Origin of the sequence: Mycobacterium cajalii, from assembly GCF_045809005.2 — a bacterium.
Lineage (GTDB): Bacteria > Actinomycetota > Actinomycetes > Mycobacteriales > Mycobacteriaceae > Mycobacterium.
Map to the genome: position 1 here is coordinate 5439021 of NZ_CM141436.1, position 18807 is coordinate 5457827.

The window sequence follows — 18807 nt, forward strand, 5'->3', positions numbered from 1 at the left end:
GTTCAACGCCCTCAGCTGCAGCTGCCCGCAGCGGGGCCGGGCCGACAGCGCCGTCGTCCGCGACCAAATAGACCGGGGAATTCGGCAGGGGATCTCCGACGTGCCCGCCGCGCCGTAGCGTCGGGGGCACTGTGGCAGGACCAAACGATCTGCGGCACATAGGGTTAGCCGACCGCCGAGGCGGAATCGGCTGTTTAGTAATGGTTTTCATTCTCACTCGGTGGATGCCGCGACTTCCGGGGCGGGTCCACCGCCGATACCCCTGCGTGGCGGCATTGGCCAGCGTGCCCGCGCCGCACACGTCGGTGGTGGGCTGGACTGACTCGGGTACAGCGCTGGTTCCCGGCGAAGAACTGGGTCCGGCCGGGTGCGGTTGCATCCGGCCCCAGCGCGGCTGACGCCGCCGGAACACGGAGCCCGATCGCGGACCGCCTCGACCGGGTCGTCCTCGCAGTGGCCAGGGGCGGGATCGAACCGCCGACCTTCCGCTTTTCAGGCGGGCAGAATAGCCACTGACCTGCGGTTTATCTGCGTCTGTGCGCCATATGCGCCGCATTGAGCAGGGCTGACATTTTCAGCCTGTCCGGCGAACGGACATAAACCGGACACGGTGCTTGCACTCCCGACCAGGAGCTTCCGCGCTGCCGCGTGCTTCGTGGGCAGCCTCGGCGGTTCCGGGGAGCAGGCACCCCGATGCCCCGCATCGCTTCATCAGGCCCCGGACCGACGCCGTCTATCAACGGCCCGGCATCGGCATCAACATCCGTCATGGCGGCACGGTTCTGCCGGTGCCCCGGTTGGCGGGAGGTCGCGAGCGCCCGAGGCCGCCCCGGCCGCAGGGCGCGAGAGCGACAGTGGTCGGCCGGACGCCAACCGGGGCATCGACCTCAACCCGGTCACGGCCGGCGGGCTTGTTACTGTATATGAGCCGAAAATGTCCGCGACCCGTTGCTCGACGGGATCGCGACCGGTGACCTACGAGCGATCGACGCATTGGGGCTGCGGTTCCCGAGCCCCGAGATGGTCACCGCGTCTGCGGCGTTGTTCGAACCGGCGGCGCCGTGGGCTTGTGGTCCCGGGCGTCGCGGCACCGAACCCGAATCCGGACGGTTTCGCATCATCGTCGGCCCCGGTGTCGTGCGGCTTGGGTGGACCACTCCTGTCCGGGCCGAGAAAACAGCAGAACGGGCCGTCGGTCATCACCAACGTGACGTCGACGATGCGAAGCTGCACGTCAGGAATGACCTCGCCCTCACAGCCCAGGACGGTGATCAGGCCGTCGTGTCTTCGACGCGACGGAGCAATTCGGCGGCCGACCAACGCGGCGATGGCGCTGTCATCACCGAGTGGTCCCGCAAATCACGGTCGACAATGTGCCGCACCTTCGCCGAACTCGACTACAGCCCACTCGTCGACTCCGGCCGTATCCCGGCCATGATCACGCTCACCTACCCCGGCGACTGGGAGGTCGTCGCCCCGGACGGGGCGAGCGTGAAGCGACATATAGTGTTGTGGCGAACACGATTTCAACGTGAGTACGGAGAGTCGGCGCGCTACATTTGGAAGTTGGAGTTTCAGCGGCGCGGCGCACCCCACATTCACCTGTGGATGGCACCGCCGATGTCACCAGGCCGCTCGTGCCGAGGCTTCGCTCAGTGGCTGTCCGAGACGTGGGCGCAGGTCGTCAATCACCCGGACCCCGAGCAGAAGTCACGGCACGGACTCCCTGCTCGGTCATCCAGGCTAGCCATCCTTTTAGGTGCTGGCGGTCGAAGTGATCGAAGCTGACGTGCTCACGTCCGATGTGCTCGGCCTCGGTGAGGTAGTCCAGGAAGCATTCCAGGCTGATCCGGTAGGCCTCAATGGTTTTCGGTGACAGTCCTCTGGTCTTGGGCATGTAGGCGTGCAGATAATCGCGGGCGAACCTGAAGAAGTCCGGTGCGCCGGTATGTGGGTCGCGTCTCATCAGAATCCCACCTGCGGTAGCAGGGACTGGCGTTGGGCGGTGATGTCGGCGTAGGCCATGAAATCGGGCGAGGTGTGCACGTAGTAGTACGTGCTGCGTTTCGTCAAGTGGTTTGGCCCCACTGATCTGCATGAATTTTGGCCCCATGTGGCGGTGTTCGGTTCTTGATCGTTGGTGGCTGGTTCGGCAGCGGCGAGGTGCGTTGCGTGTTGGTGTGCGGTGTCGAGTTCGGCGGCGGTGTGCTGCGCGTGTTCGATGGCGTGTTGCAGGCTGCTGGTCAGGGCGTGCATCGTCGGGGCGAGGTCGGGCTGCGGCGCGAGTGAGTCGAGGGTCAGCCTGCCGGTTTGGTGCTGGTGTGCCAGCCAGCGGGTGAGCTGGGCGAGCAACTGCGGGAGCATGCCGGTCATGTGTGCCAGGGTGGCGATGATCGCGGCGGTGTCGGCGGGATAGGCGAGGTCGTCACCGCCCGGGTGGGTGCGGTGGTTGAGCTGGTAGATGGCGTGCGCGGCCCGGTCGGCCAGTTGGCCGGCGGTGAGGTGCTCGGTGGTTGTGGTTGTGTCTGGCATCAGAACACCGGTTCGTCGTCGTTGCGGCTCAGCAGCGCGCTGAGTTGGTCGAGGCCGACCCGCAGGCCGGTGAGGTCGTAGCCGTGTTTGGTCAGCAGCGGATCGAGTTGGTCTTGCTCGAGGTCGATCCAGTCGCGCAGGCAGCTCAGCAGGTCGGCGAATTCGGCGGCGTCGCCGCTGTTGATGGTGATGTCGGGCATGGTCGTTTTTCCTTTCGCTGGTCAGGGGGTGTTCTTGGTTCGACGGGTCTTGCTGGTGCGTAGCCGGTAGGACTGGGTGCCGGTCTCGAGGATGTGGGCGTTGAAGGTGATTCGGTCCACGATCGCGGCGACCAGGCGCGGATCGGCGACGACAGTTCCCCACTCATCCGCGGCTCGCATATGTTCGTGATTCGGGATCGGTCCTGCTACCAGGCCTTTTGGAGGTCCTGCGTGTCTTGCCGATAATTCAGGTGCATTCCCGCTATGTTAGGTGCTACCTTAATTGACCAGGCAGGAAGAAGGTTAGCGGTGGTGGGCAGGTTTCAGGTGATTCCGGGCCGGAACATGTCAAGGCCGGTGAGACAGTTTCTTACGCGGATTTGATGAGTGCTTCGGGGGTTGGTTGGTTGATCCAGGCGACGGTGGGCAGTTTCGGTGGGGTGGGTCGGCGGTGCCGGAATCTGGCGGGGTTGGCGGCGTAGGTCGCATCCAGGGTGGCGGCGCGCTGGGCCTGGATCTGGGTTGCGGTGCCGTAGTGCACTGAGGCCGCGGTGTGTAGCGCAATGCCACTGTGACGATGTTCATGGTTGTAGTAATCGAAGAATGCGCCGCAGAAGGCGCGGGCGTCTTCGATGGAGCCGAACCGGGCCGGGAACGCCGGGCAGTACTTGAGGGTCTTGAAATTGGCCTCCGAGTAGGGATTGTCGTTGGATACATGCGGGCGGCTGTGGCTGCGGTCCACACCCAGGTCGGTCAGCAGTTGGGCGACCGGCTTGGAGGTCATCGAAGTGCCGCGATCGGCATGTAGGGCCAGTTGACCGGGCTCGATGCCGTGGCTGGCCAGCGTGTCGTCGATGAACTGCTTGGCCAACTCACCGGTCTCGGTGGCAGCGAGGGTCCAACCGACCACGTAGCGCGAGAAGATGTCGATGATCACATACAGCTGATAGAAGATACCGCGTTGCGGCCCTTGCAGTTTCGTTATGTCCCACGACCAGACCTGGTTGGGTGCGGTGGCGATCAGCTCGGGTTTCTTGCGCGCCGGGTGGGTGCGCTGACGGCGCCGCTCCCGATTCTCCCCGGCAATGGCTAAAAGCCGGTACATGGTGCGAATCGAGCACAAGTAGATGCCGTCATCGAGTAGCCGCGCCCACACCTGCGCCGGTGCCAGATCGCAGTACTCCGCCGATCGCAGCACCGTCAGGATCTGCTGGCGTTGGGCCTCGGTGAGCTTGTTGGGCGGCTCCGGCCGAGCCCGCGGCGCCGGGCGTGGTGGCGGGTTGCGGCGCCGATACAGCGTGGCCCGTGACGCGCCCAGCAACTCACACGCCCGCGTCGTCGACGTCGCCGCCTCCAGGGCGGGCAGATGCTCGCCGATCACGGCTTGCACCTCGGCTCGGAGTCCGCGCTCCCGGAGAGCATCTCCAAGAGCGCGTGTGCTTTTCCCGTGATCTCCAGGGCCAGCTTGGTGCGGCTCAGCTCGGCTTCCAGCGCCTTGGTGCGCCGCCGCAGCTTGTCCAGCTCGACCTGCTCAGCGCTGCGTTTCGGCTTGCCCCGCGACGCCAGCCCGGCACGGGCACCGGCGTCGCGGGCCTTGCGCCACTCGGCGATGTGCGAGCTATACAGGCCCTCGCGGCGCAGCAACGCACCACGCTCGGACGAACCCGCCGGCAGCGCGTCGTACTCATCGAGGATCCGGGCCTTGTACTCAGCGGTAAACGTGCGCCGCCGGGCCCGAGCACCTGGATCCGGCGCGCTGTCCACTTGATCAGTATCAGCGCACCCCTGCAGGGATGCGATCGTCATAGTCACGGAAATGGTGATCCTGTCTCGCCCTGTAGCGATAATCGGCTACTGCTGCTGTCTCACCTAACCCTGTCACACAGGGGGCGGGACCGCCGCTGTCGTTCCAGTTTCTTCGGACCCTGTTGTGTTTCAACGCGATTGCGTCGATGCTTTTGTGGCGTCGTGGCGGGCGCGTGGTTTTAGCTCGGTGACGATCGATAACGATGTTGGGCTACTCGAGCGAACGTTGGTGGCGTTGGGTCGGCCGGCATGGGAGGTGACCGCCGAGGACATCGATCGGGTGGTCGGCGACCTGGCAGTGGCGGGCCGGGCGTCATCGACCAGGCGTGAGTATGTGCAGATCTTCAAGGGCTTCCACCGTTTCTTGCAGGTCCGCAAGGCCACGGAGATCGAAGCCACTTTCGGGGTGCGGCTGGTCTGCCCGGTCGATGAGTTCAACGCCTCTCGCCATGTCGGCGACGACTCACCGGCATTGGCGCCGCCGCCGACGCCGGAGCGCGTCGAGGTGTTCTTCGAATTCCTCAAGGCCAGGATCGCCACCGCCCGCAAGTATGGGCCGGCAGCTCGGGACTACGCGCTATTTCGGACGCTGTATCACGGCGGCCTGCGCTCGGAAGAGTCGGCGCTGCTGGAGGTCGCCGATTTGCATTTCGGGCGGGGCCCGTTCGGCAAGATCCATGTGCGTTTCGGCAAGGGAGCCCACACCTCGGGACCTCGGCCGCGGTGGGTACCAATGCTTGACGGGCTGGACTTAGTGTTGCGCTGGTTCTTATCCGATGTGCGCCCGAAGTTCCCGGAGTCTGCGGTGCTGTTCGCCGATGAGTCCGGAGGGGCGTTGCATCAGGGCACCATCCGCAATCGGCTGCGGTATCTGATGCAGCTCGAAGGCCATGCCAAAACAGACTGGTTCAGTCCACATGCGCTGCGCCGAGCGTGCGCGACCCATAACTACGAGCGCGGTGTTGATCTGGTCGCGATCCAGCAGCTGCTGGGTCATTGGACCGTGAGTTCCACGATGCGCTATGTGCGGCCCTCGGCAACGTTCATCGAGGACGCCTATCGGCGAGCGGTGACATCCACCCTGGCGGAGTTGAGCGAAGAGGACGGCACGGCATGAAGATCCGATGGCGGCTGCGGATGGCCGCAGCCCAGCGTGAGGTCTGGACAGGCACCGAATTGCGGCGTCTGTTAGCCGAGAAAGCCGGGCTTGAGATGTCGGCGGCATCGGTGTCAGCGCTGCTGACCAAAGAACCTAGCCAGGTCAAACTTTCCACGCTGATCGCATTGTGCACCGCGCTGCAATGCACTCCCAACGACGTGTTCGAAATCGACACCACCCCAGCCCAACAGCCCGCCACACCTGCGCCCCAGTCCGAACCTGCGAAGTCGGTTAACAGCCGTGGCCGGTCGATGCCACCGATGTAACAGCCGGTGTCGTGAAGGTGGTTGAGCGCGTTGGGGAAACGACAACGTGACTGCGTGAACTGCGCAGCACCGGTGGACATCATCGGCCGCGACCTGTGTTGTCGATGCACGACCCGTCAGAAAGAGACGGAGGCCAAACAACGCTGCCCAGACTGCGGGCAGCTCAGGCGACTCACGCTCATGGGTCGCTGTGTCCTGTGTTCGCGGCGATGCACCGAGTGCGGCCATAAACTCCGCAGCCCAAATGCCGTTTTGTGCAAGACGTGTCGGCGACGAGCCGAGCTGCGCGCCCGCCAGCAGCGCTGCCCGCGATGCGGCAAGCCCGGCTACTTGCAAGCCGAGACTGGATGGTGCGGGTCGTGTTCACGACCAGGACCCCCCAAGGATCCACCGCGTATCTGTTCCTCATGCGGTGAACTGCGCCGCCACTGTGGCCGCGGGATGTGTTCGCGCTGTTTGCAGCGTGATCCGAACCGACCGTTCATCGCCGGTGAAGGTTGGGCGGCCCGCCTGATTGACCCGCCTGAATGGCTGGCCGGGTTTGTCGTGCACCTCGCGGGCGCCTACTCGCCGTCGCGAGCCGCCACCATGATCACCGTCCTGGGACGGATCCTCAACGACGACCACCCCAACCACCCCCAACTGATCCTTGAGCGTGCCCGAACACCAGGACGCTCCATGGGGCCGTTGGCCAGGGCCCTGCAGGACTTCTTCACCGAACACGGACTGGCGATGCCCACCGACCACGCTGAGCGCCTCGCCGCCGGGCGCCGAAGTCGCCGCATCGAAGCAATACCGCCCTCGCTGCGGCGGGCTGTCCGCGATTACGAAACCCACCTGCTGAACTGCCGAACCCGGGCCCGCCGCGCCGGCACACTACCCCGAACCGATCACACGATTGAGACCGCGCTGGCGACCATCCGCGACCTCGCCGTCTTTGTCAAAGACGGACGCAATAAACGGGATTGGTCGACTATCGACGTCAATGACATCGAGGCATTCCTGGGACTCCAACCGGGTAACCGGCCGCGCAACCTGACCGTGATGCGGCAGTTTTTCCGCTTCGCCCGCCGGCGACACATCGTTCTGATCGACCCGACTAGTGGTTTGAAACGTAGACAGGACAAAGGATTTCGCGGCCGGACACTTACCCGAGCCCAGCAACGAGAACTGTTCAGGCGGTGGACCACTGATTCCAGTGTGCACCCACATGAGGCGCTGGTCGGTCTACTCGCCTTGCTGCACGGCGCATCCAGCCAGGAAGTCCGGCTCCTGCGCTGCCAGGACATCGACATCGGGCTGTCAGCGATCCGACTGGGCGGCCGACCACACCCCGTGCCGCTCGACCCCGCCAGCTGGGCAGCACTACAACGCTGCCTATCCCACCGTGCAGACTGGCCTACCACCAACCCACACGTCATCGTGACCAAGGGCACCAAAGCCGGACGGGCGCCAGCGTCTACTGCCTACCTCAGCCACGTCCTGGACCACTGCGGCTACTCACCACGGCTGATCCGTAACACCCGCTTGGTCGACCTCGTCAACATCATGGACGCCAAGCTCGTCGCCGCAGCATTCGGGATGACCCCAGAGGCGACCATGATCTACCTCGCCGACTACGTCGACGCCGGCCGCCTCGCAGAGATCCGCGGCTCGTGAGCCACGGGAAAGTTCACCGAGTTGGCGATGAAACATCGTTTATGCGCCTCTGCATGCAGCGCGTGCGCATCCTCCGCCCGTTCCTCGGACACGATCACGACCCTCGGGCGTAGGGTCACGTGGCTGAACCTGGTGTCCAACATGGTGCCGATCGCAGTGTCGCGGTACTCGACAACGACGATCCCAGCGTCGGTGCACAAGTGCAGATACCACAGCATGTGGCATTGAGACAGGGCCGCCACGAGCAATTGCTCAGGGTTCCAACGACTCGGGTCACCCCGGCCGATCGCTGGATCGGCGGACGCCGGAATCGGTAGGCAGCCAAGGGTATGCACCTCGTGATTACGAGAGTAGCTGCGGTAATCGGTCGTCGCACCCGTCCAGACAACCTCGATTTCATAGCGATGCTCACCCACGCCAACGAGCATCCCACAGCGCCGTGCGCGAGCAATTGTCAACGACTGCGGGTCAGACTTTCCAGCTGCTGCTTACCGTTACTCGGCCGTCAGTGCGCGTCGTATCAGTTCGGCGAATTCTTCTGGACACTCGACCGGCGTGAAGTGTCCGACGCCATCGACGGTATGCAGACTGGCGCTATTGAAGAACTGATCGAGTCGGTCTGACCAGTCGCGGGGAAACAGTGGATCGTGTTCTGGCCAGAGCACCGATGTTGGTGTGCTGATGCGTTCCTCAGGCCTGGGCGGATGCTCGGTCAGGGCGGTTGCCACCGTTCCGGCACCGGCCCGATACCAGCCAATCGAGGTGGTAAACGCACCGTGCGGTGAGTAGACAGCGACCAAGTGAGCAAGGTCCGCGTCGGCGACCGTGAATGTTGGGCCCGACCAGTGGGTCCAGAAATGATGCAGATAGCTATGGACGGCGTCGCGCTTTCCGTCGATCAACTCTTCAGCCAACGGCAGCTGGTGAAACATTTGGTACCAAAACTTTTTTTGGACATTGTGATCGAACACGCGATTTCCGACACCGGGCAGCGGAGGCGACAGGACCAGGTGCTTGGCGAGCCCCGGATGGTCTTTTGCCAGAGTCTGAGCTACGCGGCTTCCGACGTCATAGGCGCCGATAACAGGGCGATGTAACCCGAGTTCATCGATGAGGGCGAGGATGCTGCGAGCCTGTGCCGCGGCGCTGTATCCGACAGATGGATCGACACGATGCTTATCTGATCGCCCAAAACCCCGCAAATCCGGCACCACAACGTCGAGATCCCTGCCCAGCAACGGCACGACGTGGCGAAAATCCGTGTGGTCTCCCGGCCAGCCGTGCAGCAGGATCACAGACTCCTCCCCGCCCGCGCCCCGACGCTCGTATGCCAGCCGAAAGCCATCACAGGGCGAACTCATCAGCATGCCTAAAACGTAGCTGCGGCCCCGCCCTGAGCCACGACATGGTGGACGATGTTGACCATGACGCCGGTGGAACTTGCTCCTGAGGTGGCCGCAGAGGCGATGGCGACAGCCGTCGCGTATTTGCAGCGGGTTGACTCTGGCCCGGTGTGCCGGCCCATCGACCCGCGCGACCGGGACTGGCTTGTCAACCAATCGTTACCCGAGCAGTCTCGGTCGCTGCCCGATTTGATCGCCGACATCAACGCCCATGTGCTGCCGTATCCGATGGGCAATGGGCATCGGCGTTTTTTCGGATGGGTTAACTCACCGCCATCCGTAGCGGGGATAGCGGTCGAACCGTTGGCCGCAGCACTGAATCCGAGCTGCGCTGGCGGCGAGCACGCCGGCGCCCTGTTGGAGCGAACTGTCCTGCGATGGCTCGCGGAGCTGATCGGCTATACCACGGGCCCCGGCGGTGGGCTCCTGACCAGTGGCGCATCGATGGCGTCCATCATCGCGCTCGCCACCGCTCGCGACCGCGCGGCACAGCGACGCGGGGTAAATATTCGAGAACAGGGACTGTGGGGCCAGCGGCCGCTGGTTATCTACGCCTCGTCGGAGGCGCATAGCTGTATCACCAAGGCGGTCGAGTTGATCGGCATGGGCCGGCGATCGCTACGCCGTATCTCGGTCAATGATGCGTTCGCGATGGACACCGCAGCGCTGGCCTCAGCGATACAAGAAGACACCCAGGCGGGCATGGTGCCCTGTGCTGTCGTCGCCACCGCCGGCACTGTGAACACCGGTGCCATCGATGACCTCGCAGCTATCGCCCAGCTCGCGACCGACCACGGCATGTGGATGCATGTCGATGGAGCCTACGGCGCAATCGCCGCCGCGGATCCCGGCCTGCGGGCGCAGTTCGCTGGAATGGAGCGCGCGGATTCGGTTGCCATCGATGCGCACAAGTGGCTCGGAGTGCCAGTAGACAGCGGCGCACTCCTGGTAAAGGACGCCGACGTATTGCGCGAATCGTTCAGCCTTGTCCCAGATTACTTGCGCGACAACACCGCAGACGACCAGGGGTGGTGGTCGGAATACGGCATCGAGCAGACACGCCCCTTCCGCGCGCTGCGCACCTGGGCCACTATCGCCCACCTAGGCAGACGCGGAATCAGCGATCTGGTTCACCGCACCACCACCGCGGCCGCCAAATTCGCCGTCCTGCTCGGGCATACATCGGATTTCGAGCTACTCGTGCCGCCCACCACCTCGGTGGTCGCCTTCCGGTTTGTCGCCGCGGCAGCGGTAGAAGACATCGACCGGATCAACCGGGACATCCCCGCACTGCTGCAGCGCCGCGGAAACGTCTTTCTGACCGGCACCGTGCTTCGCGAGCGTCCCGCACTGCGCGCGTGTCTGTTGAATCCACTTGTGACACAAGATGACCTGAGATTAATTATCGACGAGATCCGAACAGTCGGCTCTCACCTTAGCGAGCGACAATGACTCCTTCGCCACCGCCGTCCACCAACAACGCTGAACTCGTGGCAGTCAGACTGCCTATACGCACAGGTTGGCGTAAACAAGTGCGCTTTGCTGAAGGGGAGGTTGGTGCCGATTCCGATGCTGGCGCGTTCCTCTCGTTCGGTGATGATCTGGAACAGCAGTTCGGCTCCGCGGGTGTCGATTTGGACGTAGCCCAGCTCGTCGAGCAGCAGCAGATCCAGGCGGGCGTAACGACCAACGACGCGGGATAGTTGCCGGTCGTCGGCGGCCTCGACGAGTTCGTTGACGAGCTGTGCGGTGGTCACGTAGCGGACCCGGCGGCCTTGTTCGCAGGCCGCCAGTCCCAGGCCGATGAGCAGATGTGTTTTGCCGGTCCCGGAGTCGCCGAGCAGCACGAGGGGTTGCCCGGTGTCGATCCAGGCGCCGCCGGCCAAAGTGGCCAGCTGCGCGGCGCTGACCGATGCCACGGCGTCGGTGTTGAACTCGGCGAGCCGTTTGAGGCGAGGGAATTTCGCTTCGCTGATGCGCCGAGCGCGGCGCCGATCGTTGCGGTCGTCGACTTCGGCGGTGAGGACTTCGGCGAGGAAGCCCAGGTGGGTTTGGCGTTCCCGCACGGCGATCTCGGCCAGGCGGGTGGCTTCGTCGCGGACGGTGGGCAGATGCAGTTCGCGGGCCGCGGCACCGATGGCGGCTTGGGCGGCGTCCTGGGTTCGAGCACTCATGGTGCGCTCTGGATCGTGGCGTTGGTGCTCAGCAGGTCGTCGTAGCCGGTCAGCGTTGGGGCGGGCCGGTCGTAGCGCGCCAGCGCACCGATCGGGATGACCGGCGCGAGCGCGCCGCCGGCGTGGCGGCGGGCGTCGATCAGCACGGCCTGCGGGTCCAGCGTGGCGGCGTCGACTGCTTTGTCCATCGCGGCGATCATCGCGGTGGCGGGCAGGCTGCGGTGGGCGAGCAGGACTTCGATCAACGCCCGGGTGCCCGCTTGGTCGCCGCGTTCGCGGCGGGCGGCGTCCCAATACCGTTGGTGGGTAACGGTAAACGCCCCACACGCTTTGGCTTGGGCCAGCGCGGTCGCCCCCGGTAGCGCACCCGGTTTGATCTTGAGGACTTCCAGGTAGTGATCCAAGACGAGGACCTGGGCGTATTTGGTGGCCGCCCGCTCATGGGCGGCTACCACCTGCGCGCCGTCGAGGATCTCGACCCGGCTCGCCGACAGCCGTACCGCCAGGCGCCGCCCGGCGTAGCGCACCGGCACCGAGTAGTAGCACTGCCGCACGCAGACCCGGGCCCGGGTATCGACCCGGGCTTGCAGCAGCCGGGCCGCATCGAAGCGCTCATCGGGCAGCGGTGACAGATGCGCGCGTTCGGCGTCAAACGCCGCCGCGATGCTGACCGGCCGCCCGGTGATCACCCGGGCGTCATCAGCCCAATCGGCGGCAGCGATCACCTCGTTGAGTTCAGCCAACGACGCTACCTTGGGCACCGGAACCAGGTGTCGGCGGCGGAACCTGCCGATCTCACCTTCCACGCCGCCCTTCTCGTGCGCTCCTTGTTTGCCCGGGATGCAAAAGAACCCGTCGAAGCCGTAATGGCTGCGCAGGGCGATGAATCGTTCTGATTCGGCCCGGTCCCGGCCACGCAGCACCCGCACCACCGCGGGCTTGAGGTTGTCGTAGCGGATCCGGGCCGGCACCGCACCGAAATGCTCGAAGGCAAGCACGTGTCCTTCCAGGAACGCTTCTTGGGCCTGGGTGGCAAACCCCACGTGGAAAGCCTTGCCCGAGTGCGACAGGCGCATCACGAACATCCACACCTTGACCAACACCCCGGCGATGGTGGCGAAAAACTCGCCGAAGTCGACCTCGGCCTCAGCGCCCGGGGCGTGGGTCTGGGGCACCATCACCTCGACCCGGTCCAGACCCAGCTCGCTTTTGCGGTGGGCGACATACCGCGACACCGTCACCTCGGCCACCTGCGCGCCATGCTCAGCGACCAGCCGTTGCCAGACCCGACGCGCGGTATGGCGCTGCTTGCGCGGCACCTTGTGATCGCCCAGCAGCCAGGAATCGATCACCTCGACATACGGGTCGATCGCCGGGCGCGGCCGCCGCCCGTAGGCCTTCCGCGGCGGCGGAACCGCCGAGGCCAACGCCTGGCGCACCGAGCGCCGATGCACCCGATGCCGCTGAGCCAACTCGCGGATCGACAGCTCCTCGACCCGCCTGTCACGCCTGATCTGTTCGAACAGTTCCACCTTCGACCGTGCCATTCCCGAACCTCCACGCCGATGACGACTGACGTGGAAATCGCATCCCGGGTGGGGCCAATATTCGCGACGACACGCTGAGCCCACCGCCCAGCGGATCACCGCCCAGGTGGAGCCAAAATTCATGCAGAAAAACGACCCAACTGGGGCCAACTCAGGTGATCACACGCAACGTGCTCTCAAAGGTCGCGTGACGTTCTGTCAGCGGCACGTGAAAACTGACCCCGGCGCCCCCGTGGAAACAGCCACGCGACCGCCGACAGCGATGGGTGCTGGGCAGCCGTATCCCCGAGACGACGGTCGACGCCATCGTCGCGAGCTCCGCCTTGCCGAAAGCGTTACTGTAAACCTTGTGAGGTGTTGGCATTCTTCTCAATACCGGGCCGTCGAGCGCAAGCTGACGGCCTGACCGGGTCTCATTGGTACGCTGCTGCCCTTCGCCATCTGTCCGGTGCCATTGGTGGTTGCCAGAGTTCGGTCGTCGGGTCCACCGGATAGCGGCATGGCGTTGACAACCACCACCGCACCGCTGATTAGAATCGCCGCCAAATAAAGACAGCAGTCCGCTTCGGGCACTGCCTCCACATCTGCTAGGTGCAGCCATGAGCCGTCACCAGGAACGATAGGTACATTTCGGGGCGTCATAGGCGTCCCAGCGATTGGGATCCACGCGTATTCCCCTTCGCGTCCACGGCCGCCTGAGACCGGCACTCGAGGCTCAAGACAGCGGACAGGCATTGGACACGGTGGCGACGAGCACCGTGGCGCGTTCGCCAGCCGCACCAAACGCGTCGGCCAGTGCGGCGAAGACCTCCTCGAGCGGGCCGCGGACGATCGTGCTCATCGGACCCGACTCGAAGCTGAGCCCTCGCGCCGAGAGCGCCGAGAGGGCGGCGTCGATACCAGACCCGAGGTCGGCTTGCCCGAGGGGGTAGAGGGAGAACTGGCAGCTCACGTCCATGGCTATCTCCGATCGATGGTGAGGACCTGAAAGGGCCCGAGCACTACCACAAGCGCCCCGAGGGACTCGAACGCCAGCCCCAGTCGGCTCGGCCAGGCACGGCGCCGGGGGCGAAGACGGGCCACGAAGTGTCATTCGCCTGGCATCTGGTACCTGCTTGCTCGATCGGGCCAGCAGGTACGTGTATCGAAATGGTCGACGACTTCATCGACGTCGCGGTTGAATCCTTTGCCGCACAGGAAAAGTATCTCTTGACCAAGGGCAGAAATTCCGCGCGGGGTGTCAGTTTTCACGTGCCGTCGACACTTGTCTTGCCGTAGCGTTCATAGATCCGGAGTCGAGGGCCCAGCCTAGCTGAGCCGTCGGAACGGTTGATGAAGTCCGACATGGCGGTACTGGTGTCGAGGATCACCGTTTAATACGCTCACTTCAGCGCACGGTGCTCCTGCCTTGTGCATTCGGTTGGTGCGGTGAACATGGCTGCCGAGATATGGAGGTAGTGGTCGATCCGACCGGTATCGGGGTGGCCGAACATGAACGGAGTCGTCGGATGAACGTGGACGACAGCTCGCGACCGGTGGCCGGTGGCCCATTGTCGGAGGGCGAGCGGGCGGATCTGGTGCTGATGCGGGAAGAGGAACGGCTGGCGCGCGATTTGTACCGGCGGTTTCACCAGGCGTGGGATGTGCCGATCTTCGACAACATTGCCGCCAGCGAGCAGCGTCACTACGCGGCGATCGGGCGACTGCTCGAGCGGTACAGCGTCCCCGATCCGTCGGTAGGGCAGCCGCCCGGTGTCTACGCCGACACTGAACTCCAGGACGCCTACGACGCGTGGCTCGCCCGGGGACTGTCCTCGATCGAAGAGGCGTATGCGGCCGGAGTCGAACTCGAAACTGGTGACATCGCCGACCTGTCTGCGGCCGTGCAAGGCAGTGACGAGGCAGCCATCCATAGGGTGTATGAGAACTTGCGTGCCGCTTCCGAGAACCACCTGCGGGCGTTCGAAGCCGCGGTATCAGGTCGGCCGATAGGCGGCGGTCGCGGGTGGCGCCGGCGCGTCGGCGAACGCGGCGGGGATGGTTGCGGCGGTGGTCACCACGGTGGTGGAGGTGGTCACGGCCACCGTGGTGGGCGCGCACGCCGCGATAGTTGAGGCGGTTCCGCGCGGTCCTTCGGCGTCACTTGGCGCGGATGGCGTTCTCCACGTCGGCCTCGCTGATCTGTTTGGTGCAAAAAACCAGTCCTCGCAGTCGATGCCTTCTTCGGCGCCGGCCATGCGGTCGGCCACCACACCGCAGGACTCCGCCGGCGGGACGATGACGCGGTCGCCGGGTCGCCAGTCAGCCGGGGTGGCGACCCCGAAGGCGTCGGCGGTCTGCAGTGCCTTGATCAAGGGCAGCAGCTCATCGAAATTTCGTCCGGTACTCAGCGGGTAGTAGATAATCGTGCGAATGGCGCCGGCCGGGTCGATGACGAAGACCGCCCGCACAGCCTTGGTGGAGGCATCGCCGGGCATGATCACGCCGTACTTCTGAGCAACCTCCATGGTGACGTCCTCGATCAGCGGGAAGGTCACCTCGACACCGCTCATGCCGTTGAAGGTGATCTTGTCCTTGATGGTGCGCAGCCAGGCGATGCGGCTGTAGAGACCGTCCACCGACAGCCCCACCGTGTTTTAGTCCCGGAACTGCTGCTGCATCGAGGCGAAGGTGATGAATTCGCTGGTGCACACGGCGGTGAAGTCGGCAGGGTGTGAGAAGAGAATGGCCCACATCCCGTTGTAATGACCGGGGAAACTGATCGGACCTTGCGTGGTGTCGGCGGTGAATTCGGGGGCGGGATCGCCGATCCTGGGCATCGCGAATATGGTCTGGGCGGGCGAAGTGGTTTCCGTCATGGCACATACTGTGCGTTACTCGATCGTGGGAGTCCAGCGCTTCGGTCGCGTCAACCCGCCTGGTGGCCGCTAGCTTGCCTGGACCAGTTACCCCTTGTGTTCGTGCGAATGGCGTTTCCCGAGTTCAGCCAACTCGGCCAGATGCCGGTCGGCCAACTTGTGATGATCTTGCAGCAGTCGGTCGGTGAGCTTGCGGTGCTCATCCATATGCCGCGCGGCCAATGAGTCATGCTCACTGCTAGACACGTGATCCTGTTTAGATAAATCGCGATGCTCGGCCAGATGCCGGTCCGTGAGGGCTCGGAGTTCAGCGAGATGGTCGTCCGCCAGCTTGCGATGCTCCCGCAAGTGTGCCTCGGCCATTTTCTCGTGCTCGGCCAGATGCGCCCGTGAGACCTCGGCGCTTTCCTTTGATGCGGACATGAGATGTGCTCCTTGTGCGAATGCGCCCGACTCGCAGTATAGCCATCGGCGGAGTCTTCGTTGTCTGACTGGGGGTAGGTCCCCTGACGTGGTGGGGTTCGGGCTGAGGTCGACCGGGCTCGGGCGGCCATGGGTGTGTCGTTGACGGTGTTGGGGTGGGCCATCGCGTAGTGGTCAGTGAGTTACCGACCAAAGTGACTCACGATAGGAAACACGACGCGATGACCCAGGATCATTCGGGTGCGGCTCTCCTGGAGTGACGTAGCGGCCTGACATTGTCTGCGGCCGCTGGTATGGCCGGATCGGGTTCTACGTCCGGCAAGTGATCGTCCGACACGTGGGATATATGCAGGTAGATAGCGGTTTCGTGTGGGAGAATCTGCTAGTGGCTAACTAGCAGTATTCCGTATGGGAGGGTGACCCGGACATGACCGAACACGACCCCGCGGGGATGATCCGCGGCTCAGTGGTGATCCATCGACGCCGCTGCGGCAAGCCCGGATGCCGTTGCACTGCCGGCGATCTGCACGAGTCGACGGTGCTTTCGTTCTCCGAGCGAGGCAGAACCCGGTTCGTGATGCTGCCCGAGGCCGAGGTGGCGTCGGTGCGGGCCGCGGTAACGCGCTACCGGGCGGCCGAAGCCGAGCTGGTGGCCGCCGGCGACGCCGGCCGCGCCGCGTTGGCGGCTCGACTCGCCTCCGCGAAGCGGGCCCGGCGGTGAGCGCGCCGATCGTGGCCGGCGACGCGTTCGGTTGCTCCCGTGAGCTGTTCGATCAAGCGGTGCACTGGCTCGACGGGCCGTCGTGTCTTCGACACGACGGAGTCATACGGAAGATGAACAGCGCATTTCCGGGGGTGTCATCACTGAGTGGTCCCGAAAGTCACGGTCGTCGATGTGCCGCACCTTCGCCGAGCTTGACTACAGCCCACTGGTGGAATCCGGTCGCGTGCCCTCGATGGTCACACTCACCTATCCCGGCGACTGGGAAGCCGTTTCAGCGACGCGGCGCTCCGCACATCCATCTATGGATGGTGCCACCGATCTCGCCGGGTCGCTCTGGTCGGGGCTTCGCCAAGTGGCTGTCCGAGACGTGGGCTCAGGTTGTCGACCATCCCGACGCCGAGCAGAAGGCCCGGCACCGGCTCGCCGGGACCGCCATCGACGTGCGCAATGGCTTGCGGGCGTGCGATCCGAAGCGGCTGGCCATCTACTTCACCAAGCATTCATCACCAAACATGCACGGCGACAAGGAGTATCAGCACGTCGTGCCAGAACTATGGCGGGAGCCCGGCCGCGGGCCGGGCCGGTTCTGGGGTGTTTACGGACTCAAGAAAGCCATTGTCGCCGTCGAGGTGACCCAGGACGCGTACATCGCTGCCCGCCGGATCGTGCGGCGGTGGTCGCGGAACCAGGCGGTGTACGGCGATTCGGGTAGTCACTTCCCCACTGCCGTGGTCCCGCGCACGGCCACGCGCCTGGTCCCGCGCATCATTCGCAACACCGGTGTTGTGACGCACCGTCGGGTTCGACGACGTCGAACGCTCTGCATCAAGGCGGGCTGGCCGGCGGCTACGCACTGGCGAACAACGGGCCGGCGTTCGCCTCCCAGCTCGCGACCGCCTTATTCGGTGCGGCTACGACGACTCACTTGTCGCCTCAGGCGGGACATGCGTGTGATTGCGCATGACCTCGATGGCGTCGTGCGCTGCACCACAGGCATTGCGAAACGCACGCTGAGCGTCGTCGAACGCCTCCAACACTTCTTGCCAGTGATCGAGGTCGATCAGTGATCGGTCCAGCTTCCCGGAGACAGAGTGGAGGATCTCGGCGATGCTCAAACCCGTGCCAGCCAGCCGGATGACAAGGTGATTGACCACCACGGGGTCGCTTACGTGGGTTCCGAAGTCATCGATATCACTCGCCAGCGTGCACATCTTGGAGTGCAGGCGTTCGGACAGTGCGACAAAGGGCGCCGCGTCGCCCCATCGTGCGAAGTCAGGCACACCCGGTTCAAGGTGCCCGCTCGGAGCTGTGGGCCAAAGTTGTTGATCCATGGTCCAACCGTATGGGTGCAAGTACGCATCTCGCGACGTCCAGCCGTTTCAATTTCCTGAAAAGTGGATCCCCTGGTAACCCGGGCGCTGCTCCACTGCTCGGCATAGTTCAAACCCAATCGCTTTTCGCAACTTTCGTAACTATGCTACGATTGGTCGAGTTCCAGCGGTGAGACGAACGGAAGTGAGACCCATGAGCAGCGCCTCCGCGGAGATTGTCAACCCGGTTCCGGCCGATGCCAATGGGCTTGCCGATGTCCTCAGCTTCATCGAGGCGCACGAGGCCCGTCACGGGACCTCTCCTGAGCCCGCCTTCTTTCTGTCCGGTGCAGGCGAACACGATCGTGTCGAGCTGACCGAACAGCTATACGACGTTCTCAAGCGTGTCGCCCACGCCTTTAGTCACGGCCAGTCGATCAGCATCCTGACCCGCGATCAGGAAATCTCCACCCAGCAGGCCGCTGAGATCCTCGGTCTCAGCCGCCCCACGGTGGTTCGCCTTATCCAGGACGGCGAGTTAGACGCACACGTGCCCGGCGCGGTCCGACGCAAGTTGCGGCTTGCCGATGTCCTCGCCTACCGCGAGGAGCTTCACGCCCGACGCAACCGGTTCATCACCGAGAGCTCGGAGGAGTTCGCGGACGCCGACGCCGACGAGGTCGCCGAGTTGCTCGGCGAAGCGAAACGTAAGCGTTGACCGTCCGCGGCGTCTGAAAGACTCGCCC

The 18807-nt window shown here is 64.4% G+C and carries 20 protein-coding genes, 1 tRNA gene and 2 pseudogenes; 9 read left to right on the forward strand and 14 right to left on the reverse strand.

The features are described from left to right. Positions 1-454 precede the first annotated feature (454 nt). A tRNA-Phe gene (locus ACJ512_RS25865) sits at positions 455-519 on the reverse strand. Between the two features lie 915 nt (positions 520-1434). On the opposite strand from ACJ512_RS25865, the gene ACJ512_RS25870 reads away from it, so the two are divergent. After that, positions 1435-1788: a rolling circle replication-associated protein gene (locus tag ACJ512_RS25870; RefSeq protein ID WP_461480157.1), complete on the forward strand. Its 354-nt coding sequence runs from the start codon at positions 1435-1437 to the stop codon at positions 1786-1788. On the opposite strand, the gene ACJ512_RS25875 is transcribed toward ACJ512_RS25870, so the two are convergent. From ACJ512_RS25875 to ACJ512_RS25895, 5 genes are all read right to left on the reverse strand, one after another. Continuing rightward, positions 1685-1966 carry a site-specific integrase gene (locus ACJ512_RS25875; protein ID WP_407686637.1) on the reverse strand — a complete coding sequence of 94 codons (282 nt, stop codon included), beginning with the start codon at positions 1964-1966 and terminating at the stop codon, positions 1685-1687. The two genes, ACJ512_RS25870 and ACJ512_RS25875, sit on opposite strands and share 104 nt — an antisense overlap. Continuing rightward, the gene (locus ACJ512_RS25880) at positions 1966-2532 is read right to left on the reverse strand and encodes a hypothetical protein (RefSeq protein WP_461479884.1); all 567 of its coding nucleotides are present in this window, start codon (positions 2530-2532) and stop codon (positions 1966-1968) included. The genes ACJ512_RS25875 and ACJ512_RS25880 overlap by 1 nt, the downstream gene beginning before the upstream one ends. After that, complete coding sequence (locus ACJ512_RS25885) at positions 2532-2732, reverse strand: hypothetical protein (protein ID WP_407689841.1); 201 nt, start codon at positions 2730-2732, stop codon at positions 2532-2534. The genes ACJ512_RS25880 and ACJ512_RS25885 overlap by 1 nt, the downstream gene beginning before the upstream one ends. 21 nt (positions 2733-2753) lie before the next feature. Then, the gene (locus ACJ512_RS25890) at positions 2754-2912 is read right to left on the reverse strand and encodes an ATP-binding protein (RefSeq protein ID WP_461479885.1); all 159 of its coding nucleotides are present in this window, start codon (positions 2910-2912) and stop codon (positions 2754-2756) included. Positions 2913-3102: 190 nt separating this feature from the next. Beyond that, positions 3103-4538 (reverse strand): IS3 family transposase gene (locus ACJ512_RS25895; RefSeq protein WP_407689799.1). Its coding sequence is split into 2 segments (ribosomal slippage): positions 3103-4178 and positions 4178-4538, totalling 1437 coding nucleotides; the frame shifts between segments, so codons are not numbered across the junction. 124 nt (positions 4539-4662) lie between these two features. Here ACJ512_RS25895 and ACJ512_RS25900 point away from each other — a divergent pair. From ACJ512_RS25900 to ACJ512_RS25910, 3 genes are all read left to right on the forward strand, one after another. Next, entirely contained in the window at positions 4663-5655 is a 993-nt protein-coding gene (locus ACJ512_RS25900) for a tyrosine-type recombinase/integrase (RefSeq protein ID WP_461479886.1), read from the forward strand. Further along, entirely contained in the window at positions 5652-5963 is a 312-nt protein-coding gene (locus ACJ512_RS25905; RefSeq protein WP_407689791.1) for a helix-turn-helix domain-containing protein, read from the forward strand. Before ACJ512_RS25900 ends, ACJ512_RS25905 begins: the two co-directional genes overlap by 4 nt. Positions 5964-6419: 456 nt before the next feature. Further along, positions 6420-7622 carry an integrase gene (locus ACJ512_RS25910; RefSeq protein ID WP_407689686.1) on the forward strand — a complete coding sequence of 401 codons (1203 nt, stop codon included), beginning with the start codon at positions 6420-6422 and terminating at the stop codon, positions 7620-7622. Here the strand turns inward: ACJ512_RS25910 and ACJ512_RS25915 are convergent. After that, a complete protein-coding gene (locus ACJ512_RS25915; RefSeq protein ID WP_407689687.1) occupies positions 7580-8038 on the reverse strand; it encodes an OsmC family protein in 459 nt (152 codons plus the stop codon). The genes ACJ512_RS25910 and ACJ512_RS25915 overlap by 43 nt on opposite strands. 78 nt (positions 8039-8116) lie before the next feature. Continuing rightward, complete coding sequence (locus tag ACJ512_RS25920; protein WP_407689688.1) at positions 8117-8989, reverse strand: alpha/beta fold hydrolase; 873 nt, start codon at positions 8987-8989, stop codon at positions 8117-8119. Positions 8990-9046: 57 nt separating this feature from the next. On the opposite strand from ACJ512_RS25920, the gene ACJ512_RS25925 reads away from it, so the two are divergent. After that, on the forward strand, positions 9047-10477 hold the full coding sequence (locus ACJ512_RS25925; protein WP_407689689.1) for a pyridoxal phosphate-dependent decarboxylase family protein: 1431 nt from the start codon (positions 9047-9049) through the stop codon (positions 10475-10477). Here the strand turns inward: ACJ512_RS25925 and ACJ512_RS25930 are convergent. The 3 genes from ACJ512_RS25930 to ACJ512_RS25940 form a co-directional block, all read right to left on the reverse strand. Beyond that, positions 10456-11199: an ATP-binding protein gene (locus ACJ512_RS25930; RefSeq protein ID WP_461479887.1), complete on the reverse strand. Its 744-nt coding sequence runs from the start codon at positions 11197-11199 to the stop codon at positions 10456-10458. The two genes, ACJ512_RS25925 and ACJ512_RS25930, sit on opposite strands and share 22 nt — an antisense overlap. Further along, positions 11196-12746, reverse strand: coding sequence for an IS21 family transposase (istA, locus tag ACJ512_RS25935; protein ID WP_461479869.1), 1551 nt, complete (start codon positions 12744-12746; stop codon positions 11196-11198). The genes ACJ512_RS25930 and istA overlap by 4 nt, the downstream gene beginning before the upstream one ends. Before the next feature lie 715 nt (positions 12747-13461). After that, complete coding sequence (locus ACJ512_RS25940; RefSeq protein ID WP_407689731.1) at positions 13462-13704, reverse strand: YkoF family thiamine/hydroxymethylpyrimidine-binding protein; 243 nt, start codon at positions 13702-13704, stop codon at positions 13462-13464. Between the two features lie 625 nt (positions 13705-14329). On the opposite strand from ACJ512_RS25940, the gene ACJ512_RS25945 reads away from it, so the two are divergent. Beyond that, entirely contained in the window at positions 14330-14860 is a 531-nt protein-coding gene (locus tag ACJ512_RS25945; RefSeq protein WP_407689733.1) for a DUF2202 domain-containing protein, read from the forward strand. Between the two features lie 25 nt (positions 14861-14885). Here the strand turns inward: ACJ512_RS25945 and ACJ512_RS25950 are convergent. Both ACJ512_RS25950 and ACJ512_RS25955 read right to left on the reverse strand, forming a co-directional pair. Next, positions 14886-15604: pseudogene (locus tag ACJ512_RS25950) on the reverse strand (peroxiredoxin). Positions 15605-15691: 87 nt separating this feature from the next. Further along, a complete protein-coding gene (locus tag ACJ512_RS25955) occupies positions 15692-16027 on the reverse strand; it encodes a hypothetical protein (protein ID WP_407689732.1) in 336 nt (111 codons plus the stop codon). A gap of 427 nt (positions 16028-16454) precedes the next feature. Here ACJ512_RS25955 and ACJ512_RS25960 point away from each other — a divergent pair, with 427 nt between their 5' ends. Next, complete coding sequence (locus tag ACJ512_RS25960) at positions 16455-16748, forward strand: DUF6788 family protein (RefSeq protein WP_407689855.1); 294 nt, start codon at positions 16455-16457, stop codon at positions 16746-16748. Positions 16749-16821: 73 nt separating this feature from the next. After that, positions 16822-17715 (forward strand): annotated as a pseudogene (locus ACJ512_RS25965) (rolling circle replication-associated protein); the annotation flags it as partial. Here the strand turns inward: ACJ512_RS25965 and ACJ512_RS25970 are convergent. Next, positions 17663-18082: a hypothetical protein gene (locus ACJ512_RS25970; protein WP_407689514.1), complete on the reverse strand. Its 420-nt coding sequence runs from the start codon at positions 18080-18082 to the stop codon at positions 17663-17665. The pseudogene ACJ512_RS25965 and the gene ACJ512_RS25970 overlap by 53 nt on opposite strands. A gap of 193 nt (positions 18083-18275) precedes the next feature. On the opposite strand from ACJ512_RS25970, the gene ACJ512_RS25975 reads away from it, so the two are divergent. Beyond that, positions 18276-18779, forward strand: a complete 504-nt coding sequence (locus ACJ512_RS25975; protein WP_407689515.1) for a helix-turn-helix domain-containing protein — start codon at positions 18276-18278, stop codon at positions 18777-18779. Positions 18780-18807 lie beyond the last annotated feature (28 nt).

What these genes read in the sequence shown, in the direction of transcription:
- ACJ512_RS25870 (WP_461480157.1), top strand. Translation starts at nt 1,435, where the DNA reads ATGATCACGCTCACCTACCCCGGCGACTGGGAGGTCGTCGCCCCGGAC.
- ACJ512_RS25875 (WP_407686637.1), bottom strand. Translation starts at nt 1,966, where the DNA reads ATGAGACGCGACCCACATACCGGCGCACCGGACTTCTTCAGGTTCGCC.
- ACJ512_RS25880 (WP_461479884.1), bottom strand. Translation starts at nt 2,532, where the DNA reads ATGCCAGACACAACCACAACCACCGAGCACCTCACCGCCGGCCAACTG.
- ACJ512_RS25885 (WP_407689841.1), bottom strand. Translation starts at nt 2,732, where the DNA reads ATGCCCGACATCACCATCAACAGCGGCGACGCCGCCGAATTCGCCGAC.
- ACJ512_RS25890 (WP_461479885.1), bottom strand. Translation starts at nt 2,912, where the DNA reads ATGCGAGCCGCGGATGAGTGGGGAACTGTCGTCGCCGATCCGCGCCTG.
- ACJ512_RS25905 (WP_407689791.1), top strand. Translation starts at nt 5,652, where the DNA reads ATGAAGATCCGATGGCGGCTGCGGATGGCCGCAGCCCAGCGTGAGGTC.
- ACJ512_RS25920 (WP_407689688.1), bottom strand. Translation starts at nt 8,989, where the DNA reads ATGCTGATGAGTTCGCCCTGTGATGGCTTTCGGCTGGCATACGAGCGT.
- ACJ512_RS25925 (WP_407689689.1), top strand. Translation starts at nt 9,047, where the DNA reads ATGACGCCGGTGGAACTTGCTCCTGAGGTGGCCGCAGAGGCGATGGCG.
- ACJ512_RS25930 (WP_461479887.1), bottom strand. Translation starts at nt 11,199, where the DNA reads ATGAGTGCTCGAACCCAGGACGCCGCCCAAGCCGCCATCGGTGCCGCG.
- istA (WP_461479869.1), bottom strand. Translation starts at nt 12,746, where the DNA reads ATGGCACGGTCGAAGGTGGAACTGTTCGAACAGATCAGGCGTGACAGG.
- ACJ512_RS25940 (WP_407689731.1), bottom strand. Translation starts at nt 13,704, where the DNA reads ATGGACGTGAGCTGCCAGTTCTCCCTCTACCCCCTCGGGCAAGCCGAC.
- ACJ512_RS25945 (WP_407689733.1), top strand. Translation starts at nt 14,330, where the DNA reads ATGCGGGAAGAGGAACGGCTGGCGCGCGATTTGTACCGGCGGTTTCAC.
- ACJ512_RS25955 (WP_407689732.1), bottom strand. Translation starts at nt 16,027, where the DNA reads ATGTCCGCATCAAAGGAAAGCGCCGAGGTCTCACGGGCGCATCTGGCC.
- ACJ512_RS25960 (WP_407689855.1), top strand. Translation starts at nt 16,455, where the DNA reads ATGACCGAACACGACCCCGCGGGGATGATCCGCGGCTCAGTGGTGATC.
- ACJ512_RS25970 (WP_407689514.1), bottom strand. Translation starts at nt 18,082, where the DNA reads ATGGATCAACAACTTTGGCCCACAGCTCCGAGCGGGCACCTTGAACCG.
- ACJ512_RS25975 (WP_407689515.1), top strand. Translation starts at nt 18,276, where the DNA reads ATGAGCAGCGCCTCCGCGGAGATTGTCAACCCGGTTCCGGCCGATGCC.